This is a genomic window from Pseudomonas sp. CFII68 (assembly GCF_000416195.1).
In the GTDB taxonomy this organism is placed as follows: Bacteria; Pseudomonadota; Gammaproteobacteria; order Pseudomonadales; family Pseudomonadaceae; genus Aquipseudomonas; species Aquipseudomonas kilonensis.
On sequence record NZ_ATLN01000094.1, the window covers coordinates 15,854 to 35,287 of the forward strand.

A 19,434-nucleotide genomic window follows, 5' to 3' on the forward strand; every position below is an offset into this window, starting at 1 on the left:
GCCATGGTTCTTGAAATGAGTACTGGAATGATCCGCGGCCTGGGCACGGTCGTGGTGTTCATCGCCTTCATCGGCCTGACCCTGTGGGTATTCAGCAGCAAACGTCGTCCAGAGTTCGCCGAAGCGCGCCTGCTGCCGTTCGCCGACGAGCCACCCGCTGACACCGCCACCCCCCAAGACCCTGCAACAAGGAGTACCCGGCCATGACCACCTTCTGGAGTACGTGGATCTGCGTACTGACCATCGGCAGCCTCATCGGCCTGACGTGGCTGCTGATCGGCACCCGCAAGGGCGAGACCAAGGGCAGCGTCGACCAGACCATGGGCCACAGCTTCGACGGCATCGAGGAGTACGACAATCCGCTGCCGCAGTGGTGGTTCCTGTTGTTCGCCGGCACCCTGGTGTTTTCCGTCGGCTACCTGGTCCTCTATCCGGGCCTGGGCAACTGGAAAGGCATCCTGCCAGGTTACGACAACGGCTGGACCGGCGCCCATGAGTGGGAAAAGGAAATGGCCAAGGCCGACGCCAAGTTCGGGCCGATCTTCGCCAAATTCGCCGCCATGCCCGTGGAGGAAGTGGCCAAGGACCCACAAGCCTTGAAGATGGGTGGCCGCCTGTTCGCCTCCAACTGCTCGGTCTGCCACGGCTCGGATGCCAAGGGTGCCTTCGGCTTCCCGAACCTGGCCGACAGCAACTGGCGCTGGGGCGGCGCTGCCGACACCATCAAGGCCACCATCCTGGGTGGCCGCATGGCGGCGATGCCGGCCTGGGGTGAAGTGCTGGGCGAGGCCGGGGTCAAGAACGTGGCCGCGTATGTACGCCACGACTTGGCCGGCCTGCCTCTGCCGGCGGACAGCGGTGCCGACCTGCAAGCCGGCCAGCAGGCCTTCAACACCACCTGCGTCGCCTGCCACGGCGCCACCGGCCAGGGGACCGAAGCCATGGGCGCGCCGAACCTGACGCAACCGGCCGGCTTCATCTACGGCACCAGCCTGGCACAGTTGCAGCAGACCATTCGCCATGGTCGCCAGGGCCACATGCCGGCGCAGAATGAGTTGCTGGGCAACGACAAGGTGCAACTGCTTGCTGCCTACGTCTACAGCCTGTCCCACACTGCCGGTGCCGAGCGCCTGCAAGCCGAACACAAAAGCGAATAAATCTTGACCGCGTGAACAGCCGCATCCGTCTGGATGCGGCTGCTCCGTGTCCCTGCGCGACGCATTGTCGCACCCTCCCATAGTCTTTCTTTCGGTTCCCCTGAATCGGGTCTAAGCTTGCCTTTGCGTGCACTGGCGACTGCCGGTTTCAGGTCGACCCGACCCGATGCGTTCGACAATCGTTCGTCAAAAAGGCCGCAAAGGCTGGTGAATACCGGCTGTTGCGACAGTTGCCTGGCATCACCCGAACGCTGTGTTTGAACACACCCCGTTACAACCGACCTGACCCCCTCGCCTCGTTCCTTCGTTGCGACATTTTGCCGTGGGCCATTTTTGTCCCTACACGGAACATGGAAAGGCCGCAGAATCAGCTTTGGAAAGCATTGACGCAGGTCATGGCGCGTTGCAATGACCCCCCGCTTTCTCCATACTTGCGACCGATTTTTATCCTAATAAAACACCCAAACCGTGGAACCTTAGAATGAGCACAGCAATCAGTCCGACTGCTTATAACTATAAGGTAGTCCGCCAGTTCGCCATCATGACGGTGGTCTGGGGGATCCTTGGCATGGGGCTCGGTGTCTTCATCGCCTCGCAACTGGTCTGGCCGGAGTTGAACTTCGATCTGCCATGGACGACATTTGGACGCCTGCGCCCGCTGCACACCAACCTGGTGATCTTCGCCTTCGGTGGTTGTGCATTGTTTGCCACTTCTTACTACGTCGTGCAGCGAACCTGCCAAACGCGACTGATCTCCGACGGCCTCGCCGCCTTTACCTTCTGGGGCTGGCAAGCGGTCATCGTGGGTGCGATCGTGACCTTGCCAATGGGTTTCACCACCACCAAGGAATACGCGGAACTGGAATGGCCCCTGGCTATCCTGCTGGCCATCGTCTGGGTGACCTACGGCCTGGTGTTCTTCGGCACCATCGTCAAGCGCAAGACCAAGCACATCTACGTCGGTAACTGGTTCTACGGTGCATTCATCGTCGTGACCGCCATGCTGCACATCGTCAACCACGCTTCCCTGCCGGTCAGCTTCTTCAAGTCGTACTCGGCCTACTCGGGCGCGACCGATGCGATGATCCAGTGGTGGTACGGCCACAACGCCGTGGGCTTCTTCCTGACCACGGGCTTCCTGGGGATGATGTACTACTTCGTGCCGAAACAGGCCGAGCGTCCGATCTATTCCTATCGCCTGTCCATCGTCCACTTCTGGGCGCTGATCACCCTGTACATCTGGGCCGGTCCGCACCACCTGCACTACACCGCACTGCCGGATTGGGCGCAGTCCCTGGGCATGGCGATGTCGATCATCCTGCTGGCGCCAAGCTGGGGCGGCATGATCAACGGCATGATGACCCTGTCGGGGGCCTGGCATAAGCTGCGCACCGACCCGATCCTGCGCTTTCTGGTGGTATCGCTGGCGTTCTACGGCATGTCGACCTTCGAAGGCCCGATGATGGCCATCAAGACCGTCAACTCCCTGAGCCACTACACCGACTGGACCATCGGCCACGTACACGCCGGTGCGCTCGGCTGGGTGGCAATGATCTCCATCGGCGCCATCTACCACATGATCCCGAAACTGTTCGGTCGTGCGCAGATGCACAGCACCGGCCTGATCAACGCGCACTTCTGGCTCGCGACCATCGGCACTGTGCTCTACATCGCCTCGATGTGGGTCAACGGCATCACCCAGGGCCTGATGTGGCGTGCAATCAACGACGACGGCACCCTGACCTACTCGTTCGTCGAAGCGCTGCAAGCCAGCCATCCTGGTTTCATCGTTCGTGCCCTGGGCGGCGCGTTCTTCGCCAGCGGCATGCTGTTCATGGCCTACAACGTGTACCGCACCGTTCGTGCCTCTGACCCGGCTGAAGCTGAAGCCGCCGCCAAGATCGCCGTAGTTGGAGCTCACTGATGAAGCACGAAACAGTAGAGAAGAATATCGGCCTGCTGGCCTTCTTCATGGTCATCGCCGTGAGCATCGGCGGCCTGACCCAGATCGTTCCGCTGTTTTTCCAGGACGTGACCAACAAGCCGGTCGAAGGCATGAAGCCGCGCACCGCCCTTGAGCTGGAAGGTCGCGACGTCTACATCGCCAACGGCTGTGTCGGCTGCCACTCGCAGATGATCCGTCCGTTTCGCGCAGAAACCGAACGCTACGGCCACTACTCGGTCGCCGGTGAAAGCGTCTGGGACCACCCGTTCCTGTGGGGTTCCAAGCGTACCGGTCCGGACCTGGCCCGCGTTGGCGGCCGCTACTCCGACGACTGGCAGCGTGCGCACCTGTACAACCCGCGCAACGTAGTGCCTGAGTCGAAAATGCCGGCTTACCCGTTCCTCGTAGAAAACAAGCTCGACGGCAAAGACACCGCCAAGAAAATGGAAGTCCTGCGCACCCTGGGCGTGCCTTACACCGACGAAGACATCGCCGGTGCCAAGGATGCCGTCAAGGGCAAGACTGAAATGGACGCGCTGGTGGCCTATCTGCAAGGCCTGGGCACCATCATCAAAAGCAAACGGTGATTCTTTATGGATATCGGGATGATTCGCGGCCTGGGCACTGTCGTCGTGATGGTGGCCTTTATCGGTCTGGCCCTGTGGGTGTTCAGCCCCAAGCGCAAGTCGGAGTTCGAAGACGCGACCTTGCTGCCGTTCGCGGATGATCCCGAAGCCATCAAGCACGTCGAGCAAGCTTCTAGGAGTAACAAAGAATGACTACGTTCTGGAGTCTGTACGTCACAGTCCTCAGCCTGGGTACGATCTTCGCCCTGACCTGGCTGCTGCTGTCGACCCGTAAGGGCCAGCGCGCCGAACAAACGGACGAGACTGTTGGTCACTCGTTCGATGGCATCGAAGAGTACGACAACCCACTGCCGAAATGGTGGTTCATGTTGTTCGTGGGCACCATTGTCTTCGCCCTCGGTTACCTGGTGCTCTACCCGGGCCTGGGCAACTGGAAAGGCCTGCTGCCAGGGTATAACTACCTGGACACCGAAAAGCAGACCCCTTTCGCCAATGGCCAGACCGGCTGGACCGGCGTTCACGAGTGGGAAAAGGAAATGGCTCGTTCGGACGCCAAGTTTGGTCCGATCTTCGCCAAGTTCGCGTCGATGCCGATTGAAGAAGTCGCCAAGGACCCGCAAGCCTTGAAGATGGGTGGCCGCCTGTTCGCCTCCAACTGCTCGGTCTGCCACGGTTCCGACGCCAAGGGTGCCTATGGCTTCCCTAACCTGACCGATGCCGATTGGCGCTGGGGCGGTGAGCCGGAAACCATCAAGACCACCATCATGGGCGGTCGTCACGCCGTGATGCCGGGCTGGGCTGCCGTGGTTGGCGAGCAAGGCGTCGCTGACGTGGCTTCCTACCTGGTGACCAGCCTGCACGGTCGCAAGCTGCCGGAAGGCGCCAAGGCCGATCCGGCCAACGGCCAGAAACTGTTCGCCGCCAACTGCGTGGCCTGCCACGGTCCAGCTGGCAAGGGCACGCCTGCCATGGGCGCACCTGACCTGACGCATCCGGCCGGCTTCATCTACGGTTCGAGCTTCGCTCAACTGCAGCAGACCATCCGCTACGGGCGCCAGGGCCAAATGCCGGCCCAGGCCGACTTGCAAGGCAACGACAAGGTCCACCTGCTGGCGGCCTATGTCTACAGCCTGTCTCACGGCGAAAAGGCTCCGGCCGCTGACGCCCAGTAAGACAAGTAGCTGATGCACCAAAGGCCCCGCCAATCTGATTGGCGGGGCCTTTTTGTTACCGGCCGAAAAACCTGGGTAAATCTGTTTCGCTTGCCGGCCAACCACCCTGGTAGTAACGTGCCTACATTCAAGTTCAAACGAGGACGCTTCCATGTCCATCACCACCATCTCCAGCCGCGAATTCAACCACGACACAAGTGGTGCCAAAAAAGCCACCCGTGAAGGGCCGGTGATCATCACCGACCGTGGCAAGCCAGCCCATGTACTGCTAAGCATTGAGGAGTACCAGAAACTGACCGGCATTGGCACCAGCATTGTCGAGTTGCTGGTCATGCCCAATGCGCCGGACATCGACTTCGATACCGAGCGCGCCGTCATCGCCCCCCGCTCGGTGGACCTGTCCTGAATGTTTCTACTCGATACCAATGTCATCTCGGAACTGCGCAAACCCCAGGCAGACAGAAACGTCCAAGCCTGGGCACGCAGCGTTCCTGCTCCCAGCCTGTACGTCTCGGCGATCACCGTACTGGAACTGGAAACCGGCGTGCTGCGCTTCGAACGCAAGGACCCGACGCAGGGCAGTCGCCTCCGGGCCTGGCTGGATAATCACGTGATGCCTGCCTTTGCCGGCCGGATCCTGGCCGTGGACCGTGCCGTCGCACTGCGTTGCGCTCGCCTGCATGTGCCTGACCGCAGTAATGAATGCGATGCGTTGATCGCCGCCACCGCCCTCGTCCATGGGTTGACCGTGGTGACCCGCAACGTGAGTGATTTTCAAAGCAGCGGCGTGGCGGTGCTCAACCCGTGGTCAGATCCATCCTGAGACTTCATGCGGTCCTGTGGCGAGGGGATTTATCCCCGCTGGGTTGCGCAGCAACCCCCTGCGTCCTGCCTGACACAACACAGTGGCTGATGAATCATGGGGCTGCTTCAACCCAGCGGGGATAAATCCCCTCGCCACAAAGAGCAGGCTTATGCCTACTTGAAGTATTTGCTTGCACTGAGGGCGATTTCTCCAACCTGCCAATTTGCCTGTCCGACTCCCTTTCGTTTTTTCGCCAACGCCACGGAATGTCTATAGTCAATTGATCTGAGTCATGACTTGTTACATCCGCTACACCATTCTAGGCAGACCCCCAACGCGACCAAAGGTCGCACCCTTGGGCTAGAGCGACAGGCGTATCATTGCGCCACCGCAACACCCTTTCTGACCGTGGTCGGCACGTACTGGCCACGGCACTTTTCCACTGCCGTGGGATGCATTTGATGAGTAACCAGATTCCGGTACATGACGTTACCCCGCCTGCCAAGGACGCGAACAAAAGCGTCGACCTGTATGCCTCTCGGGAAAAAATCTACACCCGCGCCTTCACTGGCCTGTTCCGCAACCTGCGAATGGCTGGCGGCGCGCTCTTGTTCCTGCTGTATTTCGGTACGGTCTGGCTGAACTGGGGTGGCCATCAGGCCGTCTGGTGGAACCTGCCGGAGCGCAAATTCTTTATTTTCGGCGCCACCTTCTGGCCCCAGGACTTCATCCTGCTGTCCGGGATGTTGATCATTGCCGCCTTTGGCCTGTTTTTCATCACGGTCTATGCCGGACGAGTGTGGTGTGGCTACACCTGCCCACAGAGCGTATGGACCTGGATCTTCATGTGGTGCGAAAAAGTCACCGAAGGCGACCGCAACCAGCGCATCAAGCTCGACAAGGCCCCCATGGGTGCCAACAAATTCCTGCGCAAGTTCGCCAAGCACAGCCTGTGGCTGCTGATCGGCTTCGTCACCGGCATGACCTTTGTCGGTTACTTCACGCCCATCCGCGAACTGGTGTTCGAGTTCTTTACCGGCCAGGCCGATGGCTGGTCGTATTTCTGGGTGGGTTTCTTCACCCTCGCCACCTACGGCAACGCTGGCTGGCTGCGTGAGCAAGTGTGTATCTACATGTGCCCTTACGCACGCTTCCAGAGCGTGATGTTCGACAAGGACACCTTGATCGTTTCCTACGACCCGCGTCGCGGCGAAAGCCGTGGCCCACGCAAGAAGGGCGTCGACTACAAAGCCCTGGGCCTGGGGGATTGCATCGACTGCACCATGTGCGTCCAGGTCTGCCCTACCGGCATCGACATCCGTGACGGCCTGCAGATCGAGTGCATCGGCTGCGCGGCCTGCATCGATGCCTGCGACAACATCATGGACAAGATGGATTACCCACGCGGCCTGATCAGCTACACCACCGAACACAACCTTTCGGGGCAGAAAACCCATAAACTGCGCCCGCGCCTGATCGGTTATGCCTTGGTGCTGCTGACCATGATGAGCCTGTTGGCGACGGCGTTCTTCATGCGCTCGCTGGTGGGTTTCGACGTCAGCAAGGACCGCGTGCTCTACCGCGAAAACGCCGAAGGCCGGATCGAGAACGTCTACAGCCTGAAGATCATGAACAAAGACCAGCGCGACCATACGTACGTCCTGGAAGCCGCCGGCCTGCCCGACCTCAAGCTGCAAGGCCGGCGGGAAATCAAGGTCGCGGCCGGCGAGATCTACAGCCAGCCGGTCGAGCTGTCCAGCGCACCGGAGCAACTGCCATCGAGCACCAACGAGGTGACCTTCATCCTCAAGGACGCCGATGACGAAAGCGTACATGTCGAAGCCAAGAGCCGGTTCATCGGCCCACAAACTCGTTGAGAGAACTGAACATGCCTGCAGCAACCGCCACCAGCCCTTGGTACAAACACCTCTGGCCGTGGATCATCATCGCGATCCTGACCTGTTCGGTGACACTGAGCCTGACGATGGTGACCATTGCGGTGAAGAACCCGGATAACCTGGTCAACGACAACTATTACGAAGCCGGCAAGGGCATCAACCGCTCGCTGGAGCGCGAATTGCTCGCCCAGACCCTGCAACTGCATGCCAACGTGCAACTGGATGACGTGACCGGCGAAGTGAACCTGCGCCTGAACGGCAACAGCCGCCCCCAGACCCTGGAACTGAGCCTGATCTCGCCGACCCAGCCGGAGAAGGACCGCAAGATCGTCCTGACCCGCAACGACAGCGAACCGGGGCGCTACGTCGGACAGATGACAGACAAGATCGAAGGCCGGCGCTTTGTCGAATTGCTGGGAGTGGAGAACGACAAGACCTGGCGCCTGTTCGAAGAAGAACAGATCAACCACGACCAGGACATCCTGCTCGGCGATGAGCCGCTGCAAGGCGCTGAAGACCTGAAAAAATAAACCAGACGACAGCCCCTGTAGGAGCTGCCGAGCGAAGCGAGGCTGCGATCTTTCCCTTGCTGCTTGAGTCCCAAGCGAAAGATCAAAAGATCAAAAGATCGCAGCCTTCGGCAGCTCCTACAGTTCGTGTACCTCCTTGCAAGCCCACTATGCCAGGCCTTCATGCGATACCCATGACCACTCCACAGCCCTGCTACCACTGCGCCCTGCCCGTCCCCCCCGGCAGTCGCTTCACCGCCGTTGTCCTCGGTGAAACCCGCGAGCTGTGCTGCCCGGGCTGCCAGGCGGTGGCCGAGGCCATTGTCGCCGGCGGCCTGGAAAGTTATTACCAGCATCGCAGCGAAGCGTCGGCCAACCCCGAATCCCTGCCCGTCCAGTTGACCGATGAACTGGCGCTGTACGATCGCCCTGACGTGCAGCAATCATTCGTCCGCCATGAAGGTGAACTGGCCGAAACCACCCTGTTGATGGAAGGCATCAGTTGCGCCGCCTGCGGCTGGTTGATCGAAAAACAGCTGCGCAGCCTGCCCGCCGTGGCCGAAGCGCGATTGAACCTGTCCAATCATCGCCTGCATGTACGCTGGGCCGACGCTCAACTGCCGCTGAGCACGCTGCTCGCCGAATTGCGCCAGATCGGCTACGTAGCGCACCCGTACCAGGCCGACCAGGCCTGTGAACAACTCGCCGCACAAAACCGCCTGGCCCTGCGCCAATTGGGTGTGGCCGGTCTGTTGTGGTTCCAGGCGATGATGGCGACCATGGCCACCTGGCCGGAATTCAACATCGACCTGAGCCCGGAGATGCACACCATCCTGCGTTGGGTTGCCCTGTTCCTCACCACGCCCATCGTGTTCTATAGCTGCGCGCCGTTCTTCAAAGGCGCCATGCGCGACCTGCGCACTCGTCACCTGACCATGGACGTTTCAGTCTCCCTGGCCATCGGCGGCGCTTACGTCGCCGGGATCTGGACGTCGATTACCGGCGTTGGCGAGTTGTACTTCGATGCCGTAGGCATGTTCGCCCTGTTCCTGCTGGCCGGCCGTTACCTGGAACGCCGGGCTCGGGAGCGCACGGCTGCTGCCACCGCCCAACTGGTCAATCTGTTGCCGGCCTCGTGCCTGCGCCTGGAGGAGAACGGCCAGAGTGAACGCATCCTGCTCAGCGAATTGCGCACCGGTGACCGGGTGCTGGTGCACCCCGGGGCAGTCCTGCCGGCCGATGGCAAGATTCTCGATGGCCAGTCCAGCATCGACGAATCGCTGCTGACCGGCGAATACCTGCCACAACCTCGGCAAGTGGGCGACGCGGTCACCGCCGGCACGCTGAACGTCGAAGGCGCCTTGACGGTCGAGGTGCTGGCGCTCGGGCAAGACACCCGGCTGTCGGCCATCGTCCGGCTGCTGGAACGGGCCCAGGCCGAGAAGCCGCGACTGGCGGAAATCGCCGATCGCGCTGCCCAATGGTTCCTGTTGTTCTCCTTGGTCGCGGCGGCGGCCATCGGCCTGTTGTGGTGGCAACTGGATGCCTCGCGGGCCTTCTGGATCGTCCTGGCGATGTTGGTCGCCACCTGCCCTTGCGCGCTGTCCCTCGCCACGCCAACTGCCCTCACCGCCGCTACCGGCACCTTGCACAAGCTCGGCCTGCTGCTGACGCGCGGCCATGTGCTGGAAGGCCTGAACCAGATCGACACGGTGATTTTCGACAAAACCGGCACCCTCACCGAAGGTCGCCTGGCGTTGCGCGCCATTCGGCCATTGGCAGCCCTCGACAGCGATCAATGCCTGGGCTTGGCCGCCGCCCTGGAAAACCGCTCGGAACACCCTATCGCCCGCGCCTTCGGCCGCGCTCCACTGGCCGCCGAGCAGGTACACAGCACCCCGGGGCTGGGGCTGGAAGGCCTCGTGGCGGAACAGCGCCTGCGCATCGGCCAACCCGGTTTTGTCTGCGAACTCAGTGGCGCGACGGTGCCGGTGATGCCGGATGAGGCCGGGCAATGGCTGTTGCTGGGCGATGAGATCGGGCCGCTGGCCTGGTTCGTCCTCGATGACCGCTTGCGCGTCGATGCCCCGGCGCTGCTGGCGGCCTGCAAGGCACGGGGCTGGCGGACGCTGCTGTTGTCGGGGGACAGTTCACCCATGGTTGCCAGCGTCGCCGCCGAGCTGGGCATCGATGAGGCTCGCGGCGGCCTGCGCCCGGACGACAAACTGGCCGTGTTGCAGCAGTTGCACCAACAGGGCCGCAAGGTGTTGATGCTCGGCGATGGGGTGAACGACGTGCCCGTGCTGGCGGCGGCGGACATCAGTGTCGCCATGGGCTCGGCCACCGACCTGGCCAAGACCAGCGCCGACGCCGTGCTGCTGTCCAACCGCCTCGACGCCCTGATCCACGCCTTCAGCCTGGCCCGACGCACCCGCCGGGTGATCATTGAGAACCTGGTGTGGGCAGGGCTGTACAATGGCCTCATGTTGCCGTTCGCCGCCCTCGGCTGGATTACGCCGGTGTGGGCGGCGGTCGGCATGTCCATCAGTTCGTTGACCGTGGTGTTGAATGCGCTGAGGCTGACACGTCAGCCCAAGGCGCAGGTTTTCGACGCCACGCCCGATACCCGCCCGCTGCCGGCCTGAGCCGCGCGGGCATGGAGTTCCGACATGCCAGCTCTCTACGTGATGATCCCGGCCGCGCTACTGATCGTGGCCATCGCCGTGTACATTTTCTTCTGGGCCGTGGACAGCGGCCAGTACGACGACCTCGACGGTCCGGCCCACAGCATTCTGTTCGACGACCAGGACCCGAACCACAAGGCGGCGGTGGACGAAGCCAGTGGCGAGGCCCACAAGCCGGACGACAAGGCTCCGCCCCATGCTTGATCTGGCGCCACTGCTGGTTTCGGCGGTTATCCTTGGCCTGCTCGGTGGCGGCCACTGCCTGGGCATGTGCGGCGGCCTGATGGGCGCCCTGACCCTGGCGATCCCAAAGGAACAACGCAGCCGGCGCTTTCGGTTGCTGCTGGCGTACAACCTGGGGCGGATCCTGAGCTACGCCACCGCCGGGTTGCTGATCGGCCTGGCCGGCTGGGCCGTGTCCAACAGTCCGGCAGCGATGATCATGCGGGTGCTGGCCGGCTTGCTGTTGATTGCCATGGGCTTGTACCTGGCGGGCTGGTGGAGCGGCCTGACGCGCATCGAAAGCGTGGGGCGTGGTTTGTGGCGGCACATCCAACCCGTCGCCAACCGTTTGCTGCCGGTGTCGAGCCTGCCCCGGGCCTTGCTGCTCGGCGCGCTATGGGGCTGGCTGCCGTGCGGCCTGGTCTACAGCACCCTGCTCTGGTCCGCCAGCCAGGGCAATGCGCTGGACAGTGCGTTGCTGATGCTCGCCTTCGGCCTGGGCACCTGGCCGGTACTGCTCGCCACCGGCCTGGCCGCCGAACGCGTCACCGCCCTGCTGCGCAAACGCAGCGTGCGCATGGCCGGTGGCTTGTTGGTGATTATTTTCGGGGTATGGACACTGCCGGGGCCGCATCAGCATTGGCTCATGGGGCATTGACCGAGTCGCCCCCATCGCGAGCAAGCTCGCTCCCACAGAAGACTTGTGGTGAACACCACATTTGTGAGCGCCCTAGATCAAGTGTGGGAGCCAAGCTTGCTCGCGATAGCGGTGGCTCAGCTGGCATCCCTGTTGGATGTGCCGCCGTCATCGCGAGCAAGCTCGGCTCCCACAGGTCATGCGTCGTCCTCAAAAACCATGCACACCTTCCTTCGCAGCGAGCCCGTTGACGCAAATCAAAACGGCCACGCCCACGCGCCCCTAGACTCGCCCCATGCCAGTCTATCCGGGGAATGCCCGCATGCTCGACACCATTTGTTGGGACTCAGATCTCATCCGCCGTTACGACCTGGCGGGACCACGCTACACCTCGTATCCCACTGCGGCGCAGTTCGCCAGCCAGGTGGGCACCTTCGACCTGCTCCACGCCCTGCGCGACAGCCGCAAGGCCCTGCGACCGTTGTCGCTGTACGTGCACATACCGTTCTGCGCGAACATCTGCTACTACTGCGCCTGCAACAAGGTCATCACCAAGGACCGCGGCCGTGCCCACGCCTATCTGCAGCGCCTGGAACAGGAAATCCAGTTGATCGGCTGCCACCTGGACCCCACCCAGCGCGTAGAACAGTTGCACTTTGGCGGCGGCACCCCGACGTTCCTCAGCCACGACGAACTGCGCCAACTGATGGCCAAGCTGCGCAAGCACCTGAACCTGCTGGACGACGATTCCGGTGACTACGGCATCGAAATCGACCCCAGGGAAGCCGACTGGTCGACCATGGGCCTGTTGCGCGAACTGGGCTTCAACCGGGTCAGTATCGGCCTGCAAGACCTTGACCCGGCGGTGCAGCGAGCCGTCAATCGCCTGCAAAGCCTGGAAGAAACCCGTGCCGTGGTCGAAGCCGCCCGGACCTTGCAATTCCGTTCGATCAACATCGACCTGATCTACGGGCTGCCCAAGCAGACCCCGGAAAACTTCGCCCGCACCGTCCAGGAAGTCATCCATCTGCAACCGGACCGGCTCTCGGTGTTCAACTACGCCCACCTGCCGGAACGCTTCATGCCCCAGCGGCGCATCAATAGCCAGGACTTGCCGAACCCGGAGCAGAAACTGGCGATGCTGCAAGGCACCATCGAACAACTGACCGCCGCCGGTTACCGCTATGTCGGCATGGACCACTTCGCCCTGCCCGACGACGAACTGGCAATCGCCCAGGAAGAGGCTACGTTGCAGCGCAACTTCCAGGGCTACACCACCCATGGCCATTGCGACCTGATCGGCCTTGGCGTGTCAGCCATCAGCCAGATCGGCGATTTGTACTGCCAGAACAGCAGTGACCTGAACCATTACCAGAACACCCTCGCCGACGGGCAACTGGCGACCAGTCGCGGGCTGATCTGCAACGCTGACGACCGGCTGCGGCGCGCGGTGATCCAGCAGTTGATCTGTCATTTCCACCTGCCCTTCGCCGAGATCGAGCAAACCTTCAACATCGATTTTCGCGGTTACTTCGCGCCGCAGTGGCCGCAATTGCAGGCCATGGCCGCGGATGGGCTGATCGAGTTGGATAACACCCACATCCGGGTATTGCCCGCCGGGCGCCTGCTGGTGCGATCGGTGTGCATGGTGTTCGATGCCTATCTGGACCTGCACAATCGCCAACGCTTCTCCCGAGTCATCTGAGCGCGACAATTTGACGACGAAACCACGCTGGCCGGACTGTCTGCTCTGGGGTACCCTTACGCCTTATGCGTGATTTCCCACAAGGATTTAAGAAATGTCCGAGCCAGTCAAACTGCGCGCCCACAACCAGGCCCATTGCAAGGATTGCAGCCTGGCCCCCCTCTGCCTGCCACTTTCGCTGAACCTGGAGGACATGGACGCGCTGGACGACATCGTTAAACGGGGCCGTCCGTTGAAAAAAGGTGAATTCCTGTTTCGCCAGGGCGACACCTTCGATTCGGTCTATGCGGTGCGCTCGGGCGCCTTGAAGACCTTCAACCTGAGCGACGGCGGCGAAGAACAGCTCACCGGCTTCCACCTGCCCAGCGAACTGGTGGGCCTGTCCGGCATGGACACCGAGTCCCATCCAGTCTCGGCCCAGGCGCTGGAAACCACCTCGGTGTGCGAAATTCCCTTTGATCGCCTGGACGAGTTGTCCATACAGCTGCCGCAACTGCGCCGCCAGTTGATGCGGGTCATGAGCCGGGAAATTCGTGACGATCAGCAAATGATGCTGCTGCTTTCGAAAAAAACCGCCGACGAGCGTATCGCCACGTTCCTGGTCAACCTCTCGGCACGCTTTCGCGCCCGCGGGTTCTCGGCCAACCAGTTCCGCTTGAGCATGTCGCGCAACGAAATCGGCAACTACCTGGGCCTCGCGGTGGAAACCGTGTCCAGGGTATTCACCCGCTTCCAGCAGAACGAGCTGATTGCCGCCGAAGGCAAGGAAATTCACATTCTCGACCCGATCCAGCTCTGCGCCCTGGCCGGCGGCTCGATCGAAGGCTGATGGCCGCGCGCGGCTGAGGGATGTTCCCAGCCGCGCTATACTGCCGCGTTTGCAGCCCTGCCAGGACACTTCCACGATGGTCTTTGACTCCTTCGACATCAAATCCCTGATTCGCCCCGTGATCGATTTCCCCAAGCCCGGCGTGATCTTTCGCGACATTACCCCACTCTTCCAATCCCCGACTGCCCTGCGACTGGTCATGGACAGTTTCGCCCACCGGTATGTCGAGGCCGAGTTCACGCATATCGGCGCGATGGATGCGCGGGGTTTCCTGATCGGCTCGATCCTGGCCTATCAGTTGAACAAACCGCTGATCCTGTTCCGCAAGCAAGGCAAGCTGCCGGCCGATGTGCTGGCCGAGGGTTACCAGACCGAATACGGCGAAGCCTTCCTTGAAGTGCACGCCGATAGCTTGTGCGAGGGTGATTCGGTGGTGATGTTCGATGACCTGATCGCCACTGGCGGCACGCTGATCGCCGCTGCCAACCTGATCCGCCGCATGGGCGCCAAGGTCCACGAAGCCGCAGCGATCATCGACTTGCCGGAGCTGCTCGGCTCCCAGCGTCTGGAAGACATGGGGATACCGACGTTCTGCCTGACGCAGTTCTCGCTCAGCGAAAAATAATCGGGAAACTGCAATCGAACCTGTGGGAGCGGGCTTGCTCGCGAAAGCGGTGTATCAGTAAACGATGATGTTGACTGGCACACCGCTTTCGCGAGCAAGCCCGCTCCCACATCAGTTTTTGGGTGGCGGCTACAAGGCGATCGGCTTGCGCCCCGCAAACGAATGCGCCAGTGTCCCGCCATCCACCAACTCAAGCTCCCCACCCAGCGGCACGCCGTGGGCGATGCGTGAGGCGATCAGGCCTTTGTTGTTGAGCAGTTGGGCGATGTAATGGGCGGTGGCTTCGCCTTCGACCGTCGGGTTCGTAGCAAGGATGACTTCCGTGAAAGTACCCGCTTCTTCGATCCGCGCGATCAACTGTGGAATGCCGATGGCTTCAGGCCCCAAGCCATCAAGCGGTGACAAGTGGCCCTTGAGCACGAAATAGCGGCCACGAAAACCGGTCTGCTCCACCGCGTACACATCCATCGGCCCCTCCACCACGCAAAGCAGGCTGTCGTCCCGACGCGGGTCGGCACATTGTGGGCAGAGATCGTCTTCAGTGAGGGTGCGGCACAAACGGCAATGCCCTACGCCTTCCATGGCCTGGCTCAGGGCCTGGGCCAGGCGTGAACCGCCGCTGCGATCACGCTCGAGCAATTGCAACGCCATGCGCTGGGCAGTTTTCTGACCTACACCCGGCAACGTTCGCAGGGCATCGATCAGTTGGCGAATCAAAGGGCTGAAGCTCATGGAGGAAATGTCCGACATAACAACGAGACGCGGTTTATACCCGCGCCTCCGATTAGCGTCAAATACTCAATCCTGCGCGACCCGCACCACCAACTTGCCGAAGTTGCGCCCTTCCAACAACCCGATAAACGCCTGCGGCGCATTCTCAAGGCCATCGACCACGTCCTCACGGAACTTGACCTTGCCATCACGCACCCAAGGGGCCATGGCGCTGATGAACTCCGGCTGACGGTCACCGTAGTCATCAAACACGATAAAACCCTGGATACGCACGCGCTTGTTAAGCAACGTGCGCTGCAACTGCGGCAAGCGATCCGGGCCGCTCGGTGCTTGATGATCGTTGTAGGAAGCGATCAGGCCACAGAGCGGGATCCGCGCCTTGGCGTTGAGCAGCGGCACGACGGCATCGAAAACCTTGCCACCGACGTTTTCGTAATAGATATCGATGCCCTTGTCGCAAGCCTGCGCCAGCTCCTCGGCAAAACGTGCGCTCTTGTGATCGACACAGGCGTCAAACCCCAGCTCGTCGACCACGTACTTGCATTTCTCGCTGCCTCCCGCGACGCCGACGACACGCAGGCCCTTGATTTTCGCCACCTGGCCGACCACCGAGCCCACCGCACCCGAGGCCGCTGCGACCACCAGGGTCTCCCCGGCCTTGGGCTGGCCAATGTCCATCAGCCCCATGTAAGCGGTCATGCCTGGCATGCCCAGCACACCCAGGGCCATCGACGGGCTGGGCAGCCCCGAGGGGATGGGCATCACGTTGCGCCCGTCGCTGATGCTGTGGCTCTGCCAACCGGTGGCCCCCACCACCAGATCACCCTCCTGGAATTTCGGGTGCGTCGAGCGTTCCACGCGGCTGACGGCGCCGCCGGTCATCACCTCGTCGATTTTTACCGGAGCAGCGTAGGAAGGCGCGTCACTCATTCGCCCGCGCATGTAGGGGTCCAGGGACAGGAATAGTGTCTTGAGCAGAATTTGTCCCTCCGCCAGATCCGGCAGTGTCACGTGTTCAAGACGAAAATTTTCCGGCGTGGGCGCCCCTTGGGGGCGGGAGGCCAGGAGGATGCGCTGGCTGGAAATCGATGACATGGATGCGTCTCCTTGTTCGTTGAGCGGACACGTATAGGAAGCAGACCATTGCCGAAGGGGCGGCGTTCGATGTTTGTTCAGCCGGCACTTGTGGGAGCAAGGCTTGCCCGCGATGAACGATGGCGCGCAGTTCCGACAAACCGAGGCGCCTGCATCGCGGGCAAGCCTTGCTCCCACAGAGCCTTGCTCCCACAGGTAAGGTTTCTGTCACCGCTCGCCCCTACGACAGAAACAACAATGCCAGGCGCGATGCCTGGCATTGTGTGTAGCCCATCCCGACCGGGATGGCGAATCAGAACGGCAGTTTCATGCCGGGCGGCAGTTGCATGCCGGCCGTCATGCCGGACATCTTGTCCTGGCTGTTGGCTTCGATCTTGCGCACCGCGTCATTGACGGCGGCGGCGAACAGGGCTTCGAGCATTTCCTTGTCGTCTTCGCTCAGGCCTTCGACCACGCTTGGGTCGATGCTGACGCGCTTGATGTCGTGGCGACCGGTCATGACCACGGTCACCATGTCGCCGCCGGACTTGCCGGTGACTTCGGCGTTGGCCAGTTCTTCCTGCATCTTGGCCATTTTTTCCTGCATCTGCTGCGCCTGCTTCATCAGGCCGGCCATGCCACCTTTCATCATGGGAATCACCTCGAAAGTACTTGGATAAACAACGCGCCCGGCCCATTCGGCCCGGCGCCTTCAGTTATGAGCCCTGGGTGACCGGGGCCTCGACAGGTTCGATAGTATCGTGACGGACCACAGCGCCGAACTGTTGCATCATCTGCTGGATGAATGGATCACTGTGGATCGACTCCTCGGCTTCGCGCTGACGGTCGGCACGGCGGCGGGACCCGGCTTGGGCCGGGGTCTCCTGCTCGGGCTTGATCAGCTCCATGGTCAGCGTCAGGGGGCGCTGGTGGTACTGGTTCAGCGCATCGTTGAGGCGACGTTGCTGGGTCGCGTTGAACAGTGCGCTGTGGGCCGGGTCCAGGTGCAGCAGCCAGTGGTCGCCTTCCACGGAAATCAGCGTGCAGTTGGCGGCGATGCTGCCGGTCATGCCGCTGATCGGCAGTTTAGGAAACAGTTCCAGCCATTGCAGGGCCAGGCCGGTGGCTGGCATCGCCGCAGGTTCCGGCTCGGGCTCCGGGGCCGGCTCAGCGGCGTGCTCGCTGGCCAGGTCGTCCAGGTAGCTGTAGGCCGAATCCATGTCTGGCTCGATGTAATCCTCGTCCAGCGGCGGTTCGTCGTCCTGGTCGAGGCCTGGCGTGGCGACATCGACGTCGGCCACTGTCGGTTCGGGCACCGGCGCGGCAACCCACTCCGGTGCATCGAGTACCACGCTGTCAGGCGTCGGCAAAGGCATCGGCGGCAACTCGGGCTGCTCGGCGATGGTCTCCAGGACCGGCTCCACGGCCGGTTGCTGGACAACCTCGGGCTCGATCGGATCGTTCCAGGGCAGATCGACAACGGCTTCGACGACCGGTTCGGGCAGCGCCTCGACGACCGGTTCAGGTTCTGGCTCAGGGGCCGCGACAACAGGTGTCGGGGCCGGTGCCGCCACAGGTGCCGGCGCTACCGGAGCCGAAGCCACTGCCGGCGCAACGACGGGCGCGGCAGCCACTGGCTTGGCGGAATCAGCTGTGGCCTGGCTGATCCCCACTGGCTTTAGCGCTTGCCTCGGGACGTCCGTCGTATCGGCTGGCCGGAACGCCAGCATTCGCAGCAGGACCATTTCGAAGCCGCCGCGCGGATCCGGTGCCAGGGGCAGGTCGCGACGGCCGATCAGGCCCATCTGGTAATAAAACTGCACGTCTTCGGCCGGCAGCGCCTGGGCCAGCGCCAATACGCGATCACGGTCGCCATGACCGTTGTCGACGCCATCAGGCAAGGCCTGGGCGATGGCGACCCGGTGCAGCACGTTGAGAATTTCCGAGAGCACGCCATTCCAGTCAGGGCCCTGCTCGGCCAGGTGACGCACCGCTTCGAGCAGCGCCTTCGCGTCGCCTTCGATCAGCGCATGCAAGACGTCATAGACCTGGCCATGATCGAGGGTGCCAAGCATGGCCCGGACGTCGGCGGCCATGACCTTGCCTTCACCGAACGCGATGGCCTGGTCGGTCAGGCTCATGGCGTCGCGCATCGAACCATCGGCGGCGCGGCCCAGCAGCCACAGCGCATCGTCCTCGAAGGGCACGTTCTCGACGCCCAGTACATGCGTCAGGTGCTCGACGACCCGTTCCGGCGTCATGTTCTTGAGGGAGAACTGCAGGCACCGCGACAAAATCGTTGCAGGAAGTTTCTGCGGGTCGGTGGTCGCCAGGATGAACTTGACGTAGGGCGGTGGTTCCTCGAGGGTCTTGAGCAGCGCATTGAACGAATGGCTGGAGAGCATGTGCACTTCGTCGATCAGGTAGACCTTGAAGCGCCCACGGCTCGGCGCGTACTGCACGTTGTCGAGCAATTCGCGGGTGTCTTCGACCTTGGTGCGACTGGCAGCGTCGATCTCGATCAGGTCGACGAAGCGGCCCTCGTCGATCTCCCGGCAGACCGAACACTCGCCGCAAGGCGTCGAAGTGATGCCGGTTTCACAGTTCAGGCACTTGGCGATGATCCGCGCGATGGTGGTCTTGCCCACGCCACGAGTACCAGTGAACAGATAGGCATGGTGCAGCCGCTGGCTGTCCAAGGCATTGATCAGAGCCTTGAGCACATGGGTCTGGCCGACCATTTCGCGGAACGAGCGCGGACGCCATTTACGTGCAAGAACCTGATAACTCATCGAAAACCGTCGCAACGAAGGAACATAAGCGGCTAATGCTAGCGGAGCAGGGGCGAAATTG

20 protein-coding genes are annotated in these 19,434 nt (G+C 62.0%); 16 read left to right on the forward strand and 4 right to left on the reverse strand.

Annotated elements, in window-relative coordinates:
- Positions 1-3 precede the first annotated feature (3 nt).
- The 16 genes from CFII68_RS11730 to CFII68_RS11655 all read left to right on the forward strand — a co-directional run bounded on the left by CFII68_RS11730 (position 4) and on the right by CFII68_RS11655 (position 14,775).
- Positions 4-207, forward strand: coding sequence for a cbb3-type cytochrome c oxidase subunit 3 (locus tag CFII68_RS11730; protein ID WP_024618408.1), 204 nt, complete (start codon positions 4-6; stop codon positions 205-207).
- Positions 204-1,157: a cytochrome-c oxidase, cbb3-type subunit III gene (gene ccoP / locus CFII68_RS11725; RefSeq protein WP_018608587.1), complete on the forward strand. Its 954-nt coding sequence runs from the start codon at positions 204-206 to the stop codon at positions 1,155-1,157. Before CFII68_RS11730 ends, ccoP (CFII68_RS11725) begins: the two co-directional genes overlap by 4 nt.
- Before the next feature lie 481 nt (positions 1,158-1,638).
- Positions 1,639-3,081 (forward strand): cytochrome-c oxidase, cbb3-type subunit I, encoded by a 1,443-nt coding sequence (gene ccoN / locus CFII68_RS11720; protein WP_014339379.1) that lies wholly within the window; start codon positions 1,639-1,641, stop codon positions 3,079-3,081.
- Complete coding sequence (gene ccoO, locus CFII68_RS11715) at positions 3,081-3,689, forward strand: cytochrome-c oxidase, cbb3-type subunit II (RefSeq protein ID WP_014339380.1); 609 nt, start codon at positions 3,081-3,083, stop codon at positions 3,687-3,689. The genes ccoN and ccoO overlap by 1 nt, the downstream gene beginning before the upstream one ends.
- Before the next feature lie 6 nt (positions 3,690-3,695).
- Entirely contained in the window at positions 3,696-3,881 is a 186-nt protein-coding gene (locus CFII68_RS11710; RefSeq protein ID WP_003175465.1) for a CcoQ/FixQ family Cbb3-type cytochrome c oxidase assembly chaperone, read from the forward strand.
- Positions 3,878-4,861, forward strand: a complete 984-nt coding sequence (gene ccoP / locus CFII68_RS11705; protein WP_018608605.1) for a cytochrome-c oxidase, cbb3-type subunit III — start codon at positions 3,878-3,880, stop codon at positions 4,859-4,861. The genes CFII68_RS11710 and ccoP (CFII68_RS11705) overlap by 4 nt, the downstream gene beginning before the upstream one ends.
- Before the next feature lie 151 nt (positions 4,862-5,012).
- Entirely contained in the window at positions 5,013-5,267 is a 255-nt protein-coding gene (locus CFII68_RS11700; RefSeq protein WP_018608607.1) for a type II toxin-antitoxin system Phd/YefM family antitoxin, read from the forward strand.
- A complete protein-coding gene (locus CFII68_RS11695; protein ID WP_018608609.1) occupies positions 5,268-5,684 on the forward strand; it encodes a type II toxin-antitoxin system VapC family toxin in 417 nt (138 codons plus the stop codon).
- Positions 5,685-6,127: 443 nt separating this feature from the next.
- On the forward strand, positions 6,128-7,543 hold the full coding sequence (gene ccoG, locus CFII68_RS11690) for a cytochrome c oxidase accessory protein CcoG (protein ID WP_018608611.1): 1,416 nt from the start codon (positions 6,128-6,130) through the stop codon (positions 7,541-7,543).
- A gap of 11 nt (positions 7,544-7,554) precedes the next feature.
- Entirely contained in the window at positions 7,555-8,094 is a 540-nt protein-coding gene (locus CFII68_RS11685) for a FixH family protein (protein ID WP_018608613.1), read from the forward strand.
- Positions 8,095-8,267: 173 nt separating this feature from the next.
- The gene (locus CFII68_RS11680) at positions 8,268-10,718 is read left to right on the forward strand and encodes a heavy metal translocating P-type ATPase (protein WP_018608614.1); all 2,451 of its coding nucleotides are present in this window, start codon (positions 8,268-8,270) and stop codon (positions 10,716-10,718) included.
- A gap of 24 nt (positions 10,719-10,742) precedes the next feature.
- The gene (gene ccoS, locus CFII68_RS11675; protein ID WP_018608616.1) at positions 10,743-10,961 is read left to right on the forward strand and encodes a cbb3-type cytochrome oxidase assembly protein CcoS; all 219 of its coding nucleotides are present in this window, start codon (positions 10,743-10,745) and stop codon (positions 10,959-10,961) included.
- Complete coding sequence (locus tag CFII68_RS11670) at positions 10,954-11,637, forward strand: sulfite exporter TauE/SafE family protein (RefSeq protein WP_018608618.1); 684 nt, start codon at positions 10,954-10,956, stop codon at positions 11,635-11,637. Before ccoS ends, CFII68_RS11670 begins: the two co-directional genes overlap by 8 nt.
- Positions 11,638-11,938: 301 nt before the next feature.
- On the forward strand, positions 11,939-13,321 hold the full coding sequence (hemN, locus tag CFII68_RS11665; RefSeq protein ID WP_018608620.1) for an oxygen-independent coproporphyrinogen III oxidase: 1,383 nt from the start codon (positions 11,939-11,941) through the stop codon (positions 13,319-13,321).
- 94 nt (positions 13,322-13,415) lie between these two features.
- Positions 13,416-14,150: a fumarate/nitrate reduction transcriptional regulator Fnr gene (fnr, locus tag CFII68_RS11660; RefSeq protein ID WP_018608622.1), complete on the forward strand. Its 735-nt coding sequence runs from the start codon at positions 13,416-13,418 to the stop codon at positions 14,148-14,150.
- Positions 14,151-14,226: 76 nt separating this feature from the next.
- Complete coding sequence (locus CFII68_RS11655) at positions 14,227-14,775, forward strand: adenine phosphoribosyltransferase (protein WP_003199587.1); 549 nt, start codon at positions 14,227-14,229, stop codon at positions 14,773-14,775.
- Between the two features lie 129 nt (positions 14,776-14,904).
- Here the strand turns inward: CFII68_RS11655 and recR are convergent, their stop codons facing one another.
- The 4 genes from recR to dnaX form a co-directional block, all read right to left on the reverse strand.
- Positions 14,905-15,507 (reverse strand): recombination mediator RecR, encoded by a 603-nt coding sequence (gene recR / locus CFII68_RS11650; RefSeq protein WP_003199585.1) that lies wholly within the window; start codon positions 15,505-15,507, stop codon positions 14,905-14,907.
- A 66-nt stretch (positions 15,508-15,573) separates the two neighbouring features.
- Positions 15,574-16,602, reverse strand: a complete 1,029-nt coding sequence (locus CFII68_RS11645; RefSeq protein ID WP_018608628.1) for an NADP-dependent oxidoreductase — start codon at positions 16,600-16,602, stop codon at positions 15,574-15,576.
- 292 nt (positions 16,603-16,894) lie between these two features.
- On the reverse strand, positions 16,895-17,233 hold the full coding sequence (locus CFII68_RS11640; RefSeq protein WP_003183512.1) for a YbaB/EbfC family nucleoid-associated protein: 339 nt from the start codon (positions 17,231-17,233) through the stop codon (positions 16,895-16,897).
- Positions 17,234-17,297: 64 nt separating this feature from the next.
- Positions 17,298-19,373 (reverse strand): DNA polymerase III subunit gamma/tau, encoded by a 2,076-nt coding sequence (gene dnaX, locus CFII68_RS11635; RefSeq protein WP_033062697.1) that lies wholly within the window; start codon positions 19,371-19,373, stop codon positions 17,298-17,300.
- Positions 19,374-19,434 lie beyond the last annotated feature (61 nt).

Excerpts from the sequence above, each read along its gene's own strand:
- CFII68_RS11730 (WP_024618408.1), top strand. The coding sequence starts at position 4 with ATGGTTCTTGAAATGAGTACTGGAATGATCCGCGGCCTGGGCACGGTC.
- ccoP (WP_018608587.1), top strand. The coding sequence starts at position 204 with ATGACCACCTTCTGGAGTACGTGGATCTGCGTACTGACCATCGGCAGC.
- ccoN (WP_014339379.1), top strand. The coding sequence starts at position 1,639 with ATGAGCACAGCAATCAGTCCGACTGCTTATAACTATAAGGTAGTCCGC.
- ccoO (WP_014339380.1), top strand. The coding sequence starts at position 3,081 with ATGAAGCACGAAACAGTAGAGAAGAATATCGGCCTGCTGGCCTTCTTC.
- CFII68_RS11710 (WP_003175465.1), top strand. The coding sequence starts at position 3,696 with ATGGATATCGGGATGATTCGCGGCCTGGGCACTGTCGTCGTGATGGTG.
- ccoP (WP_018608605.1), top strand. The coding sequence starts at position 3,878 with ATGACTACGTTCTGGAGTCTGTACGTCACAGTCCTCAGCCTGGGTACG.
- CFII68_RS11700 (WP_018608607.1), top strand. The coding sequence starts at position 5,013 with ATGTCCATCACCACCATCTCCAGCCGCGAATTCAACCACGACACAAGT.
- CFII68_RS11695 (WP_018608609.1), top strand. The coding sequence starts at position 5,268 with ATGTTTCTACTCGATACCAATGTCATCTCGGAACTGCGCAAACCCCAG.
- ccoG (WP_018608611.1), top strand. The coding sequence starts at position 6,128 with ATGAGTAACCAGATTCCGGTACATGACGTTACCCCGCCTGCCAAGGAC.
- CFII68_RS11685 (WP_018608613.1), top strand. The coding sequence starts at position 7,555 with ATGCCTGCAGCAACCGCCACCAGCCCTTGGTACAAACACCTCTGGCCG.
- CFII68_RS11680 (WP_018608614.1), top strand. The coding sequence starts at position 8,268 with ATGACCACTCCACAGCCCTGCTACCACTGCGCCCTGCCCGTCCCCCCC.
- ccoS (WP_018608616.1), top strand. The coding sequence starts at position 10,743 with ATGCCAGCTCTCTACGTGATGATCCCGGCCGCGCTACTGATCGTGGCC.
- CFII68_RS11670 (WP_018608618.1), top strand. The coding sequence starts at position 10,954 with ATGCTTGATCTGGCGCCACTGCTGGTTTCGGCGGTTATCCTTGGCCTG.
- hemN (WP_018608620.1), top strand. The coding sequence starts at position 11,939 with ATGCTCGACACCATTTGTTGGGACTCAGATCTCATCCGCCGTTACGAC.
- fnr (WP_018608622.1), top strand. The coding sequence starts at position 13,416 with ATGTCCGAGCCAGTCAAACTGCGCGCCCACAACCAGGCCCATTGCAAG.
- CFII68_RS11655 (WP_003199587.1), top strand. The coding sequence starts at position 14,227 with ATGGTCTTTGACTCCTTCGACATCAAATCCCTGATTCGCCCCGTGATC.
- recR (WP_003199585.1), bottom strand. The coding sequence starts at position 15,507 with ATGAGCTTCAGCCCTTTGATTCGCCAACTGATCGATGCCCTGCGAACG.
- CFII68_RS11645 (WP_018608628.1), bottom strand. The coding sequence starts at position 16,602 with ATGTCATCGATTTCCAGCCAGCGCATCCTCCTGGCCTCCCGCCCCCAA.
- CFII68_RS11640 (WP_003183512.1), bottom strand. The coding sequence starts at position 17,233 with ATGATGAAAGGTGGCATGGCCGGCCTGATGAAGCAGGCGCAGCAGATG.
- dnaX (WP_033062697.1), bottom strand. The coding sequence starts at position 19,373 with ATGAGTTATCAGGTTCTTGCACGTAAATGGCGTCCGCGCTCGTTCCGC.